Consider the following 16,316-nt stretch of genomic DNA (forward strand, 5'->3'; position numbering starts at 1 on the left):
GCCGCGAATCATCATCGCGGGGCGGTCTTGAGATCACTCATCGGCACGCAGCTCTTCTTCCGCCGCTGATTCCGCGGCGCACCCTGCACCTTCAAGACCTTGCCGGCCGAACACGAGCCGTCGTTGACATAGATCGTGGTATAGGGATCCATCATCAGCGGTTCGTAGGAATAGAGCTTCTGGGCATAGGACGGTTGCGCAACGAACAAGGCCGTCGCGAACAAGGCCGTCAGAAGCGCACCCCATGCCAGTCGACGAGAGCCGCGCCGGAACGCAAGGCATGCGCTGTCCTCAACGTGCCCGTTACGTGCGCTCACGGGCATCTCATCGATCCTCTTGAGGATGAAATGTCTCCGCCGTCGAGGGCGCATTCCGCGACAGGCTGTGAATGATGTCGGTCACCGGTATGAGATGGCGGGCGTAGACCTCTTGAAGTCTTCGAACCATGTCGATGTTTTCTGCTGACGCGTTCAAGCGAAAGCCGCCATTCGTGCAAAGCACGAACCCGTCTACGGAAAGCCGTTCGAGCGCCTTCGCGGTTTCCGTCTCGCTGGCGTAGATGCGGGCTGCGATCTCAGTCACTCCCCAGTGTTCTCCGGGGTTTGACCAAATGAGCAGCAGCGCTTCGATTTGTGCCACCGAAGCGATGTACTTCAGGATGAAGTCCCGAACCTCGCCGGGGACGTATTGGGCTGCCATGAGTTGGGCCGAGCTTGTGCGTGCGAACGAGAGAGGGTGTCCTGGCGGCAGATCGTGGTGCGATCGCCAGAGGATAATTCAGGGATCATTCCGCCGGTGAGTTTTGAACCGCCGGCGTGGCTCGCGTCCCCAAGGATCGCTCCGCTCGCGCCGCCTCGCCCTCATACTCGTCGACCAGTGCCTGAAGTTTAGCTGCAAATTTCGGGTCGGCGGCGCCGACTGCCAGCTGCTTGAAAAACATGGCCCGCGCACGCAAGTGCTTGCTTCCATATGGCTTGTTCAATTCGCAGTTGGCTCGACCCACCGTCGCATTCCCCATTCTTACATGCTGCCGCTCGGCGCCATTCTAGAGCCCAACCAGTCGTACGGGCGTCAGGAAAAGCCTGTCAGGGTCAACGGTTGTCTCATCAACGGGACGGGACTGCTGCCAAAGGGCTGCTGCAAAAGGCAAGCGGGAGCCCCGAGATGTTCATGGCGATGGAGAGGATCTCGCGGCGGTTTGCGGAACGGATCCGCTGCGTGAATCATTGTTGCAAATCAGGCAGACAGCGCGGGACGTCAACCGTCCGTCGACGCCTAACCGCTCGTAACGGTGTGGCGTTCTTTCCAAGCACGGAACGCAGTAAGCCAAAGGTGGACTCTTGATCGTCTTGCCATCCAGCATTTCAAAACCCCCAATCTTGAAAAAATCTGCGTAAATCTCCCGTTATTCTTCGCTTTCGTCGGCCCCACCCGCAATCGCGACCACGACCACGAAGCCAATGGCACCCGCCGAGATGAGAGCATTAATCCTCAATGCCGCCGGAGGAACTCCCAGCCCGTACCAGACCAGCAGCATCATCAACAATGCGGCCACGCATGCGCTTCCGAGGTAGATCGTGAGTGCGACAGCCAGATCTATCATTCTCATCGTTGGCTCGCGGCTATCTCGGGTTCGGCGTTACCCTGAATAGTAGAACGACGATGATCTTCGGAACGTCAGGTAAATCCTGTCAGGTCTGCCGGGGGATAGTGCACTAGTCATTCCTAAAGCAATTCGCGGTAATGACGCTGGACGGTTCCAGGATCTGATCGGGTCCAACGGCGCTAACCCTGCTCAGAGCGGCTGAATCCGATCGGATTGCCTGGCAAGACCTGGAAGCCAAGACCTGGAAGTCAAGACCTGGAAGTCAAGACCTGGAAGTCAAGACTTGGAAGTACTGGGGGATTAGATGAAGCATCACTCGGGGCTGGCGTGCGGAGCATTGTTGTTGGCTGGCCTTGCGCCGTTTCTTGCGGGTTGCGATGAGCCGAGGGCCGCGCAAGCCGCAACCAAGGTTGAATCCGAAGTGGGCGTTATTTCCGTGAAACCGCATCCGCGTGCCCTGGTGCGCGAACTGCCCGGTCGCATCGCGCCCACGCGCATTGCCGATGTTCGGTCCCGCATATCGGGCATCGTGGTTGAGCGGATGTTCCACCAGGGCTCCGAAGTAAAGGCCGGCGATCCGCTTTATCGAATCGATCAAAGGCCGCTCGAAGTCGAACTGCGTGCAAGCGAAGCGTCGCTGGCAAAGGCGACTGCCGCGCTCGAACTGGCTTCGCATCAGGAGAAGCGAACGACGCTGCTCGCGAGTCAAAAGGTGGTCTCCGAAGCCCAGCATGAGAAGGCGGTCGGAGGCTTGCGTCAGGCCGAAGCGGACGTCGCGGCCCGCAAGGCCGACGTTGCCCGCGCACGGCTCAAGCTGAATTACGCAACCATCCGCGCTCCCATCGATGGCGTGGTTGGCGCTGCACTTGTCAGTGAAGGCGCCTTTGTCGTCCAGAACGAATCCAATCTCGCCACGATTCGGCAGCTTGATCCGACCTACGCAGACTTCACCCAATCGGTAACCGAGATGAACCGGCTTCGCCGCGCGTTTGCCGACGGCGACCTGGACCGGATCGCGCCCACGACAGCCCGGGTTCGCCTCGTGCTGGATGACGGAACCGTTTTTCCGATGCACGGCAAATTGCTGTTCTCGGAATCCAAGGTCGATGCCTATACCGGGCAGGTGACAATGCGGGCCGAGTTTCCAAACCCGAGACGAGAATTGCTGCCGGGCATGTATGTCCGGGTTCTCATCGAGCAGGGGGTCGACGCCGACGCCATCACGGTGCCGCAACAGGCCGTCCAACGCAACGCGGGAGGAGGCAGCGAGGTCTTTGTGGTCAAGGACGATGGTCGTGTCGCGGTGCAGCCGGTCCGTCTTGGTGAGGCGCAGGGTGGCCTGTGGCTGGTAAACGAGGGTCTGCGTGAGGGCGACCGGGTGGTGGTGGATGGATTTCAAAAGCTTGCGCCAGGCGACAAGGTCAAGCCGGTGCCTTTCATCAATGAAACGGCGTCGGCCGATGCCTCCCTGGGGCGCCGATAGCTCGCGCCTATTCAGAGAACGGCCACTGCCCCTGTGTGACCTATCTCACATAACCATTCGCGGTCCCCGCCTAGTTTTCCCGCTACCAAAAACGGGAGACACATCATGCGCAAAATCATTCTGATCGCAGGGTTCGTTTTGGCGTCTGTCAGCGCGCAGGCCGGGGATAACAGAAGCCTCTCGCTGGCCGGAAGCGATACGCAAACAACCGCCGCACCGGCCCGGACCAACGCGCCGCCGCAAATTGCCGAAGCTGCCGAACCGCCGAAGGCCGAAGCCCCGCGCGCGGCCGAGGCGCCCAAGGCGGAAACTCCGAAATATGTCGAGCGTCCGGCGATCGTCGAAACCAAGCCTGACCGGTATCGCCACGAGCCGCGTTACAAGGACGAGCCGCGATATCGCGACGAACCGCGCTACAAGGATGAGCCGCGATATTCGGACTCGCCTCGATATGATGATGGTCCCCGATACGATAAGTCCCGGAGGTCACGCTACTGGACCGAACGGCGTATCATCAACGCACTGCATCGACACGGCATTTACTGGTAATTCCAGAAAGCAAAACGCGCCCGCGGGATTGATCCGGGGCGCGTTTTTGTTGTGGGCTGATGCCGGCGGCGGCGCGCTTGACTACTCCTGAGCCGTCTGCACCACGCTGGCGATCGGGCGGCTGGCGACGGTCGGGACCTTGAGGTCCTTGACCAGCATCGCGTCATACTCGGCCAGGGTCTCGAGCTGCACCTTGGCCTTCATCAGCACGACCTTGTAGCCGCCGGCCTTGAGGCGGCGCAGCAGCGTCGGCAACGCCGTCGCGGTGTGCTTCTGCAGGTCGTGCATCAGGATGACGCCCTTGCCCTGCTTGTCGAGCTTGGTCATGACGTTCTGGATCACCTGATCGGGACCCGAGGATTTGAAGTCGTTGGAATCGACGTCGACCGAGAACATCGAGATGTTTCGCGTGCCGAGATAGGCCAGCGTGGGTTGGGTGTGTCCGAGCCCGGGGAAGCGGAAGAACGGCGCGGGTGCAGCGCCGATCGCCATCTTCACGGCGCTGAAGCCCTTCTCGATCTCTTCCTTGGCCTGCGCTTCCGTCATCTTCTTGCTGTCGAGATGCGCGTGCGACCAGGTGTGCGAGCCGACGGTGTGGCCGGCTACGTAAACCTGGCGGAGGATTTCCGGGTGATAGGTGGTGTGCTTGCCGACCGGGAAGAACACCGCCTTGGTGCATTCGTCCGCCAGCGCCTTCAGCACTGCAGGTGTGGTCGGCCACGGACCGTCGTCGAAGGTCAGCACGACCTCTTTCTCGGTCAGGAAGTCGAACTGCTTGTATTGCAGGAAGCCGAAGCCCGGTCCGCCCGTGGTGTCGATAATGACGGTGCGGCTGACGCCGAGCGCATCGGGATTGGCGCAAGCCGGTTTCGCGGCCACCGGCGCGACAGGTGCGGGCGGCGGGGCCGGCTTCGTTAGCGACGCCGTTACCTCGACGTCATCCTTCGGCTTGGCGGCGGCCGGCAACGGCTCGGCCTTGCGGGCGGCGACAGTTTGAGGAGCCGCATCAGCGCGCGGCGAGGAGGTCCAGAACCAAACACCGGCGATCACAGCCGCCGAAACAACAGTGGCCAGCATCAGGCCTAACGCATTACGCATCGTTACACTTTCCACATAACGCAAGGGACACAACGCAACGGGCCATTAATGCCAATAAGGTCTTAACGCCTCCCCAACACGGCGCCGGAGTTCAGGAAAATTAGGGGCTTATCTCTGTGTGATGAACGTCACAGCGGGAATGGTGGGCGGAGTGCACGGTCGGTCATCAACAACGGGCCCCGCATCCGCGGCGCCAATGGGAGCCGAAAATGACCGCTTTCTTCACCACCGTTCGTAACGTCAGTGTCGTGCTGGCCGTTGCCGCCTCGCTTTCCGCTGTTACCTCGACCGCGGGCTATGCCTTCAGCGAAGAAGCCCGCTCGCAGTGCACGGGCGATGCCTTCCGCCTCTGCAGCTCTGAAATCCCGAACATTCCGAAGATCACCGCCTGCATGGTCAAGAATCGCGCAAATCTCTCCAGCGGTTGCCGCGCCGTGATGGACCGCGATTTCGCCGCGCAGCGCGTCAGCAAGGTCGCCGCGCAATAACCCAGTCTTCCCCGGCTCTCTCGAAAAGCGCTTGCGTCGATGCGACGCAGGCGTTTTTTGCGTTTGCCGGCAGCCAAATTCCCGCATGTAACCGCTTCCCCCGGACCAGCTCCGGGCTGGCTTTCGCCTGAAAACGCGATAGAAGGCGGGGATCGTTTATTGCTGTGTGTGAAGGCGACTAAGATGACCAGATTTCTTTTCGTTGTTCCCTTTGTTCTGATGGCGTCAGCCGCTTCGGCGCAGCAGCAGCCGGGCCATGACGCCTGCGCCCGCGACGTCTCGCGGTTTTGCCGCGCCCAGATGAATGACGGCGACATGGTCGTGCTGGCGTGCCTGCAGCAGAACCGCGCCCGTATCAGCAAGGGCTGTCAGCAAACGCTGGCCGCTCACGGGCGGTAGTTAGCCTCTCCGTCATTCCCCGATGCGCAATTGCGCATCTGAGGGCGTGCGAAACACGAGCTATGATGTGCAATTGCACATCTGAGAATCCATAACCACGATAATGAGTATGGATTCCGGGCCTGCACCAAGGGGCGCATCCCGGAATGACGATGGTGAGATAGCTACGTACTGCTTCCCGCCACGGTCGCGACCGGCAACACCTCGTTGGCGGCGCGGTCGGGCGTATCTTCCTTCCAGCGCACCGATCCGAACGGCCGCTCCAGCATGCGGCGCACGCGGATCGGCTCGGGCCCGAGGTGGAAGTCGATCGCGCGCTGGTGCAGCGCGCGTTCGGATTGCGTCGCGCGGTTGCGCTGGCGCAGATAATCCAGCCAGGTCGGGCAGTGATAGCGTTCGGTCCACAATTCGGGATCGGCGATGTCGCGCGCGATCGACCAGCCATAGGCGCCGTTGCGCTGCCGGCTCAGCTGCACTTCCTGCATTACATTGTGGAACAGCCGGGCGTTGTCCTGCGCCACGCGATATTCGATCTCGACCACCAGCGGGCCGCTGCGTCCGGTCAGCGACAGCCGCACCTCGGGATCGGCCAGCACTTCGGTGGCAGCCTCGTTGCGCGCGCCGACCGGTGGCATGCGCAGCCAGATGCCGAGGATCGGCGAAACCAGCATCAGGCCTGCGGAGACCAGCAACGCGGCCTCGACGCCGGCGTAGTCCGTAAGATGGCCCCAGCCCCAGCTTCCGACCGCGATGCCGCCGGCGATCGCGGCCTGGAAGGCGGCCAGCGAGCGGCCCGCGACCCAGCGCGGCGCCGAGAGCTGTACGCCGATGTTGAACAGCGCGACCGCCAGCATCCACACGCCGCCGGCGAGCACGAGGGCCGCCGCCGTCAGCGCCGCGTTCGTGCTGAACGCCACCGCGGCAATCGCGCCGGCCATCGAAATCGCGCAGGCGCGCACCGCAGCTTCGCCGCTCAGCCGCTTGCGCACTTCCGTGATGTTGAGCGCCCCGATAACGGCGCCCATGCCGAAGGCGCCTAACATGATGCCGTAGGTTTGCGCGCCGCCATGCAGCAGATCGCGCGCCACCAGCGGCATCAGCGCCGAGACCGAACCGCCGATCAGGCCGGTGACCAATGTTCGTATCAGCACGATGCGGATCGACGGCGAGTTGGCGATATAGCGCACGCCGGAGACCATCGCGCGGTTGAGACGCTCGCGCGGCAGGCGCGACGGCTCGTGGGTGCGGTTCCACAGAAACAGCACGACCATCAGCGGCAAATACAGCACCGCGTTGACCGCGAACGCTGCGACCGCACCCGCGGTCGCGACCACGATGCCGCCGACCGCCGGCCCAAAGCTTCGCGCGATGTTATAGCTGATGCCGTTGAGCGCGACGGCCTGCGGCAGCGTTTCCGCCGGCACCTGCTCGCTGACCGAGGCCTGCCAGGCCGGACCGAACAACGCCATGCCGCAGCCGACGACAAAACACAGCGCCAGCAGCACATTCGGGGTGACGAGGTTGAACCATGCCAGCACGGTCAGCGCGGTGGCGCCGACCAGTGCGATCGACAGCGAGACCAGCGCCACGATACGCCGGTCGTGCATGTCGGCGATGGCGCCAGCCGGCATCGAGATCAGCATGATGGGGAGCATCAGCGCGGTTTGTACCAAGGCGACCTTGTCGGCCGAGGACGTCATCTGCGTCATCGCCCAGGCCGCGCCGACGCCCTGGATCAACAGACCGAGGTTGGACACCAGGCTGGCCAGCCAGATCCGCCGGAACACCGCGTGCCGCAGCGGCGCTGCGATGCTGTCGGCGGCAAAACGCGAGCGCTTCGGCTGGTCGGTCATGGTCCGTTCCGCCTGTCCCTCTGTCACCGGTTTGATTCCATTTGCATTTAAAGAGATGCCTGCGAAAACCCTGCCCTGTCCAGTAGTTACGCCGCCCTCGGTGGTGCCAGGACACAGCTAAAGTACTGAAAAGTAACGGAAGGTCACAAAATGAGCCTATCGCGGCGATCGATCCTGAAAAGCGCCGGCGCGCTATCCTTGCTGGGCGGCCCCTTCGGATTTCAAGCGTTGGCACAGGCGGCGCCGGCTGTGCCTGCCGCCGCCGAGATTCCGCCGATCCTGTTCGTGCACGGCAATGGCGATCATGCCGCGCTCTGGATCACCACGCTGTGGCGGATGGAATCGAACGGCGTGCCGCACGAGCGGATGTTCGCGATCAATTTCACCGATCCCCTGGCGCGCAGCGACGACAAGGTGGAGCAGCCGAACCGTTCGTCGACCGAAGACCAGCGCCGCGAACTTGGCGAGGCGATCAAGGAACTGAAACGGCGCACCGGTGCGCCGCGCGTCGCGCTGGTCGGCAATTCGCGCGGCGGCAATTCGATCCGCAATTATGTCAAGAACGGCGGCGGCGGCGATGTCAGCCATGCCGTGCTGTGCGGCGTTCCCAACCACGGCGTCTATGACTGGGACGACGGTCTCGGCGGCGAGTTCAACGGCCGCGGGCCTTTCCTGCGCGGCCTGAACGAGGGCGAAAAAGAAGTCACTGATGGCACGGCATTTCTGACGCTGCGCAGCGACGGCATCGACAAATTCGCGCAAGCCGACGGCCGCTTCGTCGGCAAGCCGGGGACGCCGACCGGTATCACCGCGGAAGGTCCGGCGCTGAAGGGTGCAACCAATCTGGCGCTCGGGGCTATCGATCATCGCGAGACCGCGTACCATCCGCGCGCGTTCCGCGAGATTTACAAGTTCATCGCCGGCCGCGAACCGTCGCGTCTCGACATCGTGCCGGAAGCGCAGGTCAAGCTGAGCGGGCTGGTGACGGGCATGCCGACCGGCGTTCAGACCAACCGTCCGGTATCCGGCGCAACGGTCGATGTCTATCGCGTCTCCGCAGAGACCGGCGAACGCAATGGCGGGCGGATTCATTCTTCGCAGACCGGCGCCGATGGCCGCTGGGGTCCGGCGCAGGTCGACCCCAGCTGGTATCTCGAAATCGTGCTGACCTCGCCGCACGCGACCACGACGCATTTTTACCGTTCGCCATTCCCGCGCTCGTCCGACATCCTGCATTTGCGGGCCGCCCGGCCGCTCGGGTCGGCCGATTCCGGCGCCGGCGCTGTCGTGCTGATGTCGCGGCCACGGGGCTATTTCGGCCTGCCGCGCGACGTGGTGCTGTTCGACGGCAAGGAGCCCAAGGACGTGAAACCGGGCGTGCCGACCGATTCGGTCACCACCTTGCGGCTTCCGGCCGAGGAGGCAGGCCGCGCCGTGGTGGCGCTGTTCAACCAGGAGCGAATCGTGGCGCGGGCCTGGCCGGCAGCGGAAAACCGGATTGCGGTAGCTGAGCTGACTTATTAGCTGTTTTCTCGACTATTACCGGTGCCGGCGCCTTTGTCATGCCGGGATCGGAGACATAGATTGAATCTTGGATAAGATCTTGGCCCGCATGAGCGCAGCGATATGCGGGGCTTTGGCACCATCCCGGATATCGCTTCGCTCATCCGGGCGACGAAAGTGGCGCCTATGAGCATTGCCGAAGCCTACGACATGCCGCTCGCGCGGCCGCTGGTGCCACCGAGCCCGCCGCGTGCGCCCGACGACATGACGATGCTGCGGCGGATCAAGGCGATCCGCGAGAACGTGATCGGCAGCTGGGGCCAGCGGGCCTATGAAGAGGACATCGTCCGCGGCCGTTTTTTCCGGCGCAGCACTTTCATTCTCAACACGCCGGACGCCATCCGGCATGTCCTGGTCGACAATTACGAGAATTATACGCGCACGCCGGCCAGCTTCCGTGTGCTGCGGCCGCTGGTCGGCGACGGATTGTTGACCGCCGAGGGACGCGCCTGGAAACATCAGCGCCGAACGCTGTCGCCGGCCTTCACGCCGCGCGCGGTGACGACGCTGGTTCCGCACCTGCTGTCGGCAACCGACCAGACCATCGCCAAGCTCAGGGCCGCCAGCAATGCGCCGGTGGATCTGCGCCAGGTCATGCAGCGGATGACGCTCGAGATTGCCGGACGCACGATGTTTTCGTTCGGGATGGACCGCCACGGCGCCGCCTTGCGCAATTTCGTGACGGAGTATGGCGAGCGGCTGGCGTCGCCGCATTTTCTCGACATTCTGCTGCCGCCGCGCTGGCCAAGCCCGCAGGATTTCGCGCGCGCCCGCTTCCGCAAGCGCTGGACGGCTTTTGTCGGTGTGCTGATGGCCGAGCGCCGCGCCGCCGGCAAGACCGAAGGCGCCCCGCCGCGCGATCTGTTCGACCTGATGGGCGCGGCGCGCGATCCCGAAACCGGCGAGGCCTTCACCGACGAACAGCTCGGCGATGAAGTCGCGACCATGATTCTCGCCGGCCACGAGACGACGGCCACCGCGCTGTTCTGGTCGCTCTATCTGCTCGCGCTCGATCCCGCGACCCAGGAAAAACTGGCGTCCGAAGTGCAGGGCGCGAGCGTCAATGGCGAGCTCGAGATCGAGCGGTTGAAATTCACCCGCGCGGTGGTCGACGAGACCATGCGGCTTTACCCGCCCGCTTTCCTGATCATTCGCGCGGCAGCCGGGCCGGATACGATCGGCGGCATGCCGGTGAAGAAAAACGACGTCGTGCTGATCGCGCCGTGGCTGCTGCACCGGCATGAAAAACTGTGGCGCGATCCGAACGCGTTCGTGCCTTCGCGCTTCATGACGGGGACGCCGCCCGATCGCTTCGCTTATCTGCCGTTCGGTGTCGGCGCGCGCGTCTGCATCGGCGCGCATTTCGCGCTGGTCGAGGCGGTGCTGGCGCTGGCCAAGATGATCGGCGCGTTCCGTGTCAGCATGGTCGACAACGCGCCGGTGATGCCGGTCGGCGTGGTGACGACCCAGCCGGACCGCTCACCGCTGTTTGCCATCGTGCCGCGGTGATGCGCATAGCGCATTGCCTGACTTGGTGGTCCGCCCAATCTGCTTTAGGCTGCGATCATGAGTGACGTCAAAGCGCAATTTTCGATGCTCAATCAGACCGCCGATCCCGCGGTCGCCGATGCGATCCGGCTTGCGGTCGAGAACGGCCAGGACCATGAGCTCAACCGCATCAATGTGCTGGATTTTGCGAAACGGAGCGGGCTGGACGAAGAGCGGGTGATTTCGGGCTTTCTGCACGCGTCGCGGCTTGGATTGTTCGACCTGACCTGGAACGTGTTGTGCCCCGGTTGCGGCGGTGTGCTCGGCGCCCACAGTACGCTGAAATCGCTGTCTCCGCATGACTACCATTGCGGCCTTTGCGCCTGCGGTTACGAGGCCTCGGTCGACGAGCAGGTCGAGGTGGCCTTTACCGTCAGCCCCCGGGTCAGGCGCATCGCCGCGCATGATCCCAATACGCTGCCGGTCTGGGAATACTACAAGCAGATGTTCTGGAGTTCGGGCATCGATTTCGACGCGGCTGATATCGCGACGCTGGCCGACGAAGTGACACTGGATACGCTCGAACTACCGGCGGGCGAGAAGGCGGTGCTGTCGCTGCAATTGCCGAAAGAATTCATCATCGTGTTCGAACCGGTGACGCATTCGGCGGAGTTCATCGACGTTCAGGGCGAGCCGACCAAGGAACGCCAGCAGCTGTCGCTGGTCTACAACAAGACCGCGACGCCGACGGGCGGAACGAGGACCATGCGTCCGGGACCGCTGCGATTGTCGCTCGACAATCAGGCCGATGTGCGGACGTTGCCTACGGTCTTTATCGCGGGTGATGTGATGCATCACCTGATCGGCAAGCGGAAGCCGTTTCTCACGGCCAAGCGGATGCTGTCGAACCAGACCTTCCGCGACGTGTTCAAGGCCGACAATCTCAGCGTCGATCAACGCCTCAAGATCACGTCGCTGACCTTCCTGTTCACCGATCTGAAAGGATCGACCGCTCTGTACGAGCGGGTCGGCGATCTCGCCGCGTTCGATCTGGTGCGCGCGCATTTCCACGCGCTGCTGGAAATCATCTCGTCGGAAAAGGGCGCCGTCGTCAAAACGATTGGCGATGCCGTGATGGCGACGTTCATCAAGCCCGAACATGCTATCGTTGCGGGCTTGCGCATGCGCTCCGCGATGGACGCCCTCAATGCTGCGCGCGGCACCGAGGACCTCGTCGTCAAGATCGGCATTCACGAGGGCCCGTGTCTTGCCGTCATGCTCAACGAGCGGCAGGACTATTTCGGCCAGACCGTGAATATCGCCGCCCGTGTGCAGAGCCTGTCGACCTCGCAGGAGATGCACATCACCGGTCCGGTGATCGAGTCGCCTGCGGTTGCCGGCATCCTCGAGAGGGAAGCGATCAAGCCGATCCAAAAACAGGCGGCGCTGCGCGGCATCGCCGACAAGATCGTGGTGTACGAAATACCGTAGAGGTGGGTCCGTCATTCCGGGATGGTCCGAAGGACCAGACCCGGAACCTAGAGATTCCGGATTCGATGCGTTGCATCGCCCCGGAATGACGACGTGATCCAGATTGCCTAAACGTAATGCTTCCCCGGTAGCCCCCGCGCATTGCGCGGCCTGATTTTCCACGCCATATAACCGCTATCAATCTTCGTTCCATAGAGGTGCCGATGCTCGACGGACTTCGCCAATTCATCGCCGACATTGTCTCTCCCGATGCGAATCAGGATCGGGCGTTCGACGATACCGGGTATCTTCTGGCGGCGACGGCGCTGCTGGTTCACGTCATCTCGCTCGACGGCGAACCGACGGCGCTGGAGAAGCGCAAATTGCACAGCCTGATCGAAAGCCGCTTTGAGCTCGATCCCGGCACCGCGGACCGATTGATTGCCTCGGCGACGCGGGTCGAAGGCGACGCGGTCGATCTCTATCATTTCACCAGCGTCATCATGCGCAGCGTGAATGAGGAGGGCAGGCTCCGCATCGTCGAGATGATGTGGGAAATGGTCTATGCCGACGGTGACGTCACCGAGTTCGAGGATAACGTGCTCTGGCGCGCCGCAGATCTCCTGGGCGTCTCGTCGCGCGACCGGATCGATCTCAAGCGCCGTGTCGCGGAGCGGCAAGGGAATTCCGAAGGCAAGTCTCAAGGCAAGCCCCTCGCGGGCGCGTCGAAGGCGGCCGACGCGACAACTTAAGCGCTGTGCCTAGCCGCAGATGACGAAACTTTAATGTGGAGCGCGGCCCGCGATCCCGACGCGCGATAGACCCTGAAAATACTGGACTTCGATTCAGCAGGCGCGTGCCTTTGCGTGGCGATATGCTCGCGGGGTGGCTTGCGTCGCACCACAAGCCTATGCTCTCGTTCTCCCGTTGGGCGGCATTTCCGTAATTCATTTTAAGAGCACTCGATCGTGACTGAGCGTGTGGCGCTGATTACCGGTGCATCGGCGGGCATCGGCACCGAACTGGCGCGCGTGTTTGCTTCCAGGGGCCATCGCGTGGCGCTGGTGGCGCGGCGCGAGGACCGGTTGACGGCATTGGCGGCTGAAATCACCGCGGCAGGCGGTGCGGCGCCGATCGTGATTCCCTGCGACCTCACCCAAACGGGGGCAACCGACCGGATTGCCGACGCACTGACGGCGGCCGGCGTCGAAGTGGAATATGTCGTCAACAATGCGGGCTTCGGTGTGTTCGGCAAGGCGATCCAGCGCGATCGCGCCGATCAGCTCGACATGATAACGGTCAACATCCGCGCGCTGACCGATCTGTCGCTGCGGTTTGCCGATCAGCTGATCCGCCATCGCGGCGGCCTGCTCAATTTGGGCTCGATCGCGGGTTTTCTGCCGGGCCCGGGCATGGCGGTCTATTACGCGTCCAAGGCCTATGTCTTGTCGTTCACCGAAGCGATGCGGGCGGAACTGGCGCCCCGGGGCGTGCGCGTGACCGTGGTGTGTCCCGGCCCGGTGCCGTCGGAGTTTCAGGCCCGCGCCGGCTTCGCGCCCGGATTTGATTCGGCCATCCTCAACGTCCTGCCCGCCGATGTCGCCAGGCAGGCCTATGACGGCCTGATGGCCGACAAGCGCGCGGTGTTGCCCGGTATTGGCATCAAGATCGTGCCGTTCCTGCTGCGGTTGTTTCCGCGCTCTTTCATCCTGGCGGCGGTCTGCCGTTTCCAGCTGCGCAAGCGCTAAAAGGCGGCGTGACGCGCCTCACAGACGCTCTGGCCCGCGATTTGCTTACAGATATTTGCAAATATCTGCAGGCCCCGCATGAACTCACCTGAAATTAAGACTCACTTAGGTATGGTTTTGGTTTGAGGTCCTGAGCACATCGATGTCGTTCCGGTCGCGAAAAAATGGCGAAAACGTCCTGCCCTTTCCGGGGCGAAGGGCGCTGGCTGCCGCGCCGGAATCTCTGCTGCCGCCTCTGCTGCCGGTCCTGATCGTTCTGCACCAGGAGAGTTCGACGCCGGGCCGGGTCGGCAACGCGCTGCGTGCGCTGGGGCATACCCTCGACATTCGGCGTCCGAGGTTCGGCGACCCCCTACCGGAAACGCTGGATCTGCATGCCGGTGCGGTGATCTTCGGCGGCCCGATGAGCGCCAACGACGGCGACGAATATGTGCGCCGGGAGATCGACTGGATCGAAATTGCCCTGCGCGAGCAGCGGCCGTTCCTCGGCGTCTGCCTCGGCGCCCAGATGCTCGCCAAACAATTGGGCGCGCCGGTAGCACCCCATCCGCAGGGCCGTACCCAGATCGGCTACTACCCGATCCGTCCGACGCAAGCCGGCCACGCGGTCTGCCCGAACTGGCCGGATCAGGTTTACCACTGGCACCGCGAGGGGTTCGAGCTGCCGGCCGGCGCCGAATTGCTGGCGGAGGGCGACGACTTTCCGGTGCAGGCATTCCAGTCCGGCCATGCCTTCGGCTTCCAGTTTCATCCCGACGTGACCTACGCGATGATGCATCGCTGGACCACGCGCTGCGAGACAATGGATTTGCCGGGTGCGCGGGCGCCGCATTCGCACTTCGCCGATCGCGCGGTGCACGACGTCGCCGAGCGCGCGTGGCTGCAGCAATTCATCTCCGGCTGGCTCAAGCGCATGCCGATGTCGATCATGTCGGAAGCGGCCGAATAGCCGCCACGCGGAATTTCCCCGCGCCTCCACGCGCCTTTCAAAACCATCAGATGTGCTAATCTGTCCGCATGGCGTGGCCGAAAAGGCTCGCGCGCGAAATTCAACAATAGAAAACAACAGGGAGATCGCGGTGACCTACCAACACATTCTGTACGACGTGAGCGACAAGGTCGCGACCATCACGCTCAACCGGCCGGACCGCATGAACGCCTGGACCGCGATCATGGAGCGCGACGTGCGCCATGCGATGGAAACCGCCGCTGCCGACGACAATGTGCGCGTCATCGTGCTGACAGGCGCGGGGCGCGCGTTCTGCGCCGGCGCCGATATGGAAGGGCTGAAGGGAATCGATCCCAACGAGGTCAGGCGCGGCGAGAACACGCCGTTCGACATGAACCGGCGCGCCGACTGGCAGACGCGCTACGCTTATTATCCGGCGATTCCAAAACCGGTGATCGGCATGCTGAACGGCGCCACCGCCGGCATCGGCCTCGTGCATGCGCTGTATTGCGATCTGCGCTTTGCCGCCGACAACACCGTGTTCACGACCGCGTTCTCGCGCCGCGGGCTGATCGCCGAGCATGGCATCAGCTGGATGCTGCCGCGAATCGTCGGCCACGCCAACGCGCTCGATCTGCTGATGTCCTCGCGCCGCGTCTCCAGCGAGGAAGCCCTGCGCATCGGCCTCGTCAACCGGCTCTATCCGCCGGATCAGCTGCGCGAGCAGACCTACGCCTATGCCCGCGACCTCGCCGATTTCGTCTCGCCCAGCGCGATCTCGGTGATCAAGCGCCAGCTCTACGACGTGCCGTTCCAGACGCTCGCCGAAGCCACCATCGACGCCAACCGGGAAATGCAGATTGCGCTCAAGGGCAGCGACTTCAAAGAGGGCGTGGCGAGTTTTATGGAGAAGCGGCCGCCGAGGTTTACGGGGAGGTGAGGGGGTTGTGTGCTTGTGGAACCAGCCCGCCGTCGCCCTTCGGGCTATGGCGCGGCAGCCTTCGCTAGCTTCGCTACGATAGGCCACGGCGTGGCTTGCCGAGCCGTAGCTTGCGAAGCAAGCGAAGGCTGGTGGAGCCAGGCGGGATCGAACCGCCGACCTCGTCATTGCGAACGACGCGCTCTCCCAGCTGAGCTATGGCCCCGTCGCGGCCGCCCAAACTGAGAACAGGCGACCGGCAATCGGCGCCATTTACAGTCCGGCCCAAGGTCAAGTCAAGAACGGTTAAAGCGGCGATTCCGGGGTCTTTTTGATGGGAACTTCCCTTGTTTGCGGGGGGACGAACCGATATCTAGCAGGTTACCCCACCTGCGAGCCCCCTCCATCATGCGCGCTGTCCTCGACATCATCTCCATCGTCCTCGACCTCTATATCTGGCTCTTGATCGCCTCCGCCATCCTGTCCTGGCTGATCGCCTTCAATGTCGTGAACACGCGCAACCAGTTCGTCGCGGCCGTGGCCGAATTCCTGTACCGGATCACCGAGCCGGTGCTGGCGCCGATACGCCGGATGCTGCCCAGTCTGGGCGGCCTCGATATCTCGCCGATCATCCTGATCCTGATCATCATGTTCATCCAGCGGGTGATCGCCTACTACATCTATCCGAACGTCATCTGATCGA

General features: G+C 63.0%; 17 protein-coding genes and 1 tRNA gene. 12 read left to right on the plus strand and 6 right to left on the minus strand.

The features are described from left to right. Window positions 1–11 precede the first annotated feature (11 nt). The 3 genes from JQ609_RS11575 to JQ609_RS11585 form a co-directional block, all read right to left on the minus strand. On the minus strand, window positions 12–317 hold the full coding sequence (locus tag JQ609_RS11575; protein ID WP_212210354.1) for a DUF6719 family protein: 306 nt from the start codon (window positions 315–317) through the stop codon (window positions 12–14). A 7-nt stretch (window positions 318–324) separates the two neighbouring features. Continuing rightward, window positions 325–699: a hypothetical protein gene (locus tag JQ609_RS11580; protein WP_212273517.1), complete on the minus strand. Its 375-nt coding sequence runs from the start codon at window positions 697–699 to the stop codon at window positions 325–327. A gap of 706 nt (window positions 700–1,405) precedes the next feature. Continuing rightward, window positions 1,406–1,555 carry a hypothetical protein gene (locus JQ609_RS11585; protein WP_212273518.1) on the minus strand — a complete coding sequence of 50 codons (150 nt, stop codon included), beginning with the start codon at window positions 1,553–1,555 and terminating at the stop codon, window positions 1,406–1,408. 355 nt (window positions 1,556–1,910) lie between these two features. On the opposite strand from JQ609_RS11585, the gene JQ609_RS11590 reads away from it, so the two are divergent. Both JQ609_RS11590 and JQ609_RS11595 read left to right on the plus strand, forming a co-directional pair. Continuing rightward, window positions 1,911–3,089, plus strand: coding sequence for an efflux RND transporter periplasmic adaptor subunit (locus JQ609_RS11590; protein ID WP_212273519.1), 1,179 nt, complete (start codon window positions 1,911–1,913; stop codon window positions 3,087–3,089). A 105-nt stretch (window positions 3,090–3,194) separates the two neighbouring features. Then, the gene (locus JQ609_RS11595) at window positions 3,195–3,638 is read left to right on the plus strand and encodes a hypothetical protein (RefSeq protein WP_212210310.1); all 444 of its coding nucleotides are present in this window, start codon (window positions 3,195–3,197) and stop codon (window positions 3,636–3,638) included. 81 nt (window positions 3,639–3,719) lie between these two features. Here the strand turns inward: JQ609_RS11595 and JQ609_RS11600 are convergent, their stop codons facing one another. Further along, the gene (locus JQ609_RS11600; protein ID WP_212273520.1) at window positions 3,720–4,736 is read right to left on the minus strand and encodes a polysaccharide deacetylase family protein; all 1,017 of its coding nucleotides are present in this window, start codon (window positions 4,734–4,736) and stop codon (window positions 3,720–3,722) included. Window positions 4,737–4,945: 209 nt separating this feature from the next. Between JQ609_RS11600 and JQ609_RS11605 the strand changes: the two genes are divergently transcribed. Together JQ609_RS11605 and JQ609_RS11610 are read left to right on the plus strand one after the other, a co-directional pair. Then, on the plus strand, window positions 4,946–5,224 hold the full coding sequence (locus JQ609_RS11605) for a hypothetical protein (RefSeq protein ID WP_212210312.1): 279 nt from the start codon (window positions 4,946–4,948) through the stop codon (window positions 5,222–5,224). A 183-nt stretch (window positions 5,225–5,407) separates the two neighbouring features. After that, window positions 5,408–5,623 carry a hypothetical protein gene (locus JQ609_RS11610; RefSeq protein ID WP_212273521.1) on the plus strand — a complete coding sequence of 72 codons (216 nt, stop codon included), beginning with the start codon at window positions 5,408–5,410 and terminating at the stop codon, window positions 5,621–5,623. A gap of 164 nt (window positions 5,624–5,787) precedes the next feature. Here JQ609_RS11610 and JQ609_RS11615 read toward each other — a convergent pair whose 3' ends face one another. Continuing rightward, entirely contained in the window at window positions 5,788–7,476 is a 1,689-nt protein-coding gene (locus JQ609_RS11615) for an MFS transporter (protein WP_212273522.1), read from the minus strand. Window positions 7,477–7,626: 150 nt separating this feature from the next. Here JQ609_RS11615 and JQ609_RS11620 point away from each other — a divergent pair, with 150 nt between their 5' ends. The 7 genes from JQ609_RS11620 to JQ609_RS11650 all read left to right on the plus strand — a co-directional run bounded on the left by JQ609_RS11620 (window position 7,627) and on the right by JQ609_RS11650 (window position 15,634). Beyond that, window positions 7,627–9,000 (plus strand): hydrolase, encoded by a 1,374-nt coding sequence (locus JQ609_RS11620; RefSeq protein WP_212273523.1) that lies wholly within the window; start codon window positions 7,627–7,629, stop codon window positions 8,998–9,000. Between the two features lie 165 nt (window positions 9,001–9,165). Continuing rightward, on the plus strand, window positions 9,166–10,548 hold the full coding sequence (locus JQ609_RS11625) for a cytochrome P450 (RefSeq protein WP_212273524.1): 1,383 nt from the start codon (window positions 9,166–9,168) through the stop codon (window positions 10,546–10,548). Between the two features lie 57 nt (window positions 10,549–10,605). Then, the gene (locus JQ609_RS11630) at window positions 10,606–12,018 is read left to right on the plus strand and encodes an adenylate/guanylate cyclase domain-containing protein (protein ID WP_212210317.1); all 1,413 of its coding nucleotides are present in this window, start codon (window positions 10,606–10,608) and stop codon (window positions 12,016–12,018) included. Between the two features lie 203 nt (window positions 12,019–12,221). Continuing rightward, the gene (locus JQ609_RS11635) at window positions 12,222–12,749 is read left to right on the plus strand and encodes a TerB family tellurite resistance protein (protein WP_212210318.1); all 528 of its coding nucleotides are present in this window, start codon (window positions 12,222–12,224) and stop codon (window positions 12,747–12,749) included. Window positions 12,750–12,965: 216 nt separating this feature from the next. Next, window positions 12,966–13,745, plus strand: a complete 780-nt coding sequence (locus JQ609_RS11640; protein ID WP_212273525.1) for an SDR family oxidoreductase — start codon at window positions 12,966–12,968, stop codon at window positions 13,743–13,745. Window positions 13,746–13,887: 142 nt separating this feature from the next. Next, window positions 13,888–14,694, plus strand: coding sequence for a glutamine amidotransferase (locus tag JQ609_RS11645; protein ID WP_212273526.1), 807 nt, complete (start codon window positions 13,888–13,890; stop codon window positions 14,692–14,694). A gap of 130 nt (window positions 14,695–14,824) precedes the next feature. Further along, window positions 14,825–15,634: an enoyl-CoA hydratase gene (locus JQ609_RS11650; protein ID WP_212273527.1), complete on the plus strand. Its 810-nt coding sequence runs from the start codon at window positions 14,825–14,827 to the stop codon at window positions 15,632–15,634. A gap of 129 nt (window positions 15,635–15,763) precedes the next feature. On the opposite strand, the gene JQ609_RS11655 is transcribed toward JQ609_RS11650, so the two are convergent. Next, window positions 15,764–15,839, minus strand: a tRNA-Ala gene (locus JQ609_RS11655). 182 nt (window positions 15,840–16,021) lie between these two features. On the opposite strand from JQ609_RS11655, the gene JQ609_RS11660 reads away from it, so the two are divergent. Further along, window positions 16,022–16,312, plus strand: coding sequence for a YggT family protein (locus JQ609_RS11660; protein ID WP_192739394.1), 291 nt, complete (start codon window positions 16,022–16,024; stop codon window positions 16,310–16,312). Window positions 16,313–16,316: the final 4 nt, after the last annotated feature.

The organism is Bradyrhizobium sp. AUGA SZCCT0169 (assembly GCF_018130085.1).
Classification (GTDB): domain Bacteria; phylum Pseudomonadota; class Alphaproteobacteria; order Rhizobiales; family Xanthobacteraceae; genus Bradyrhizobium.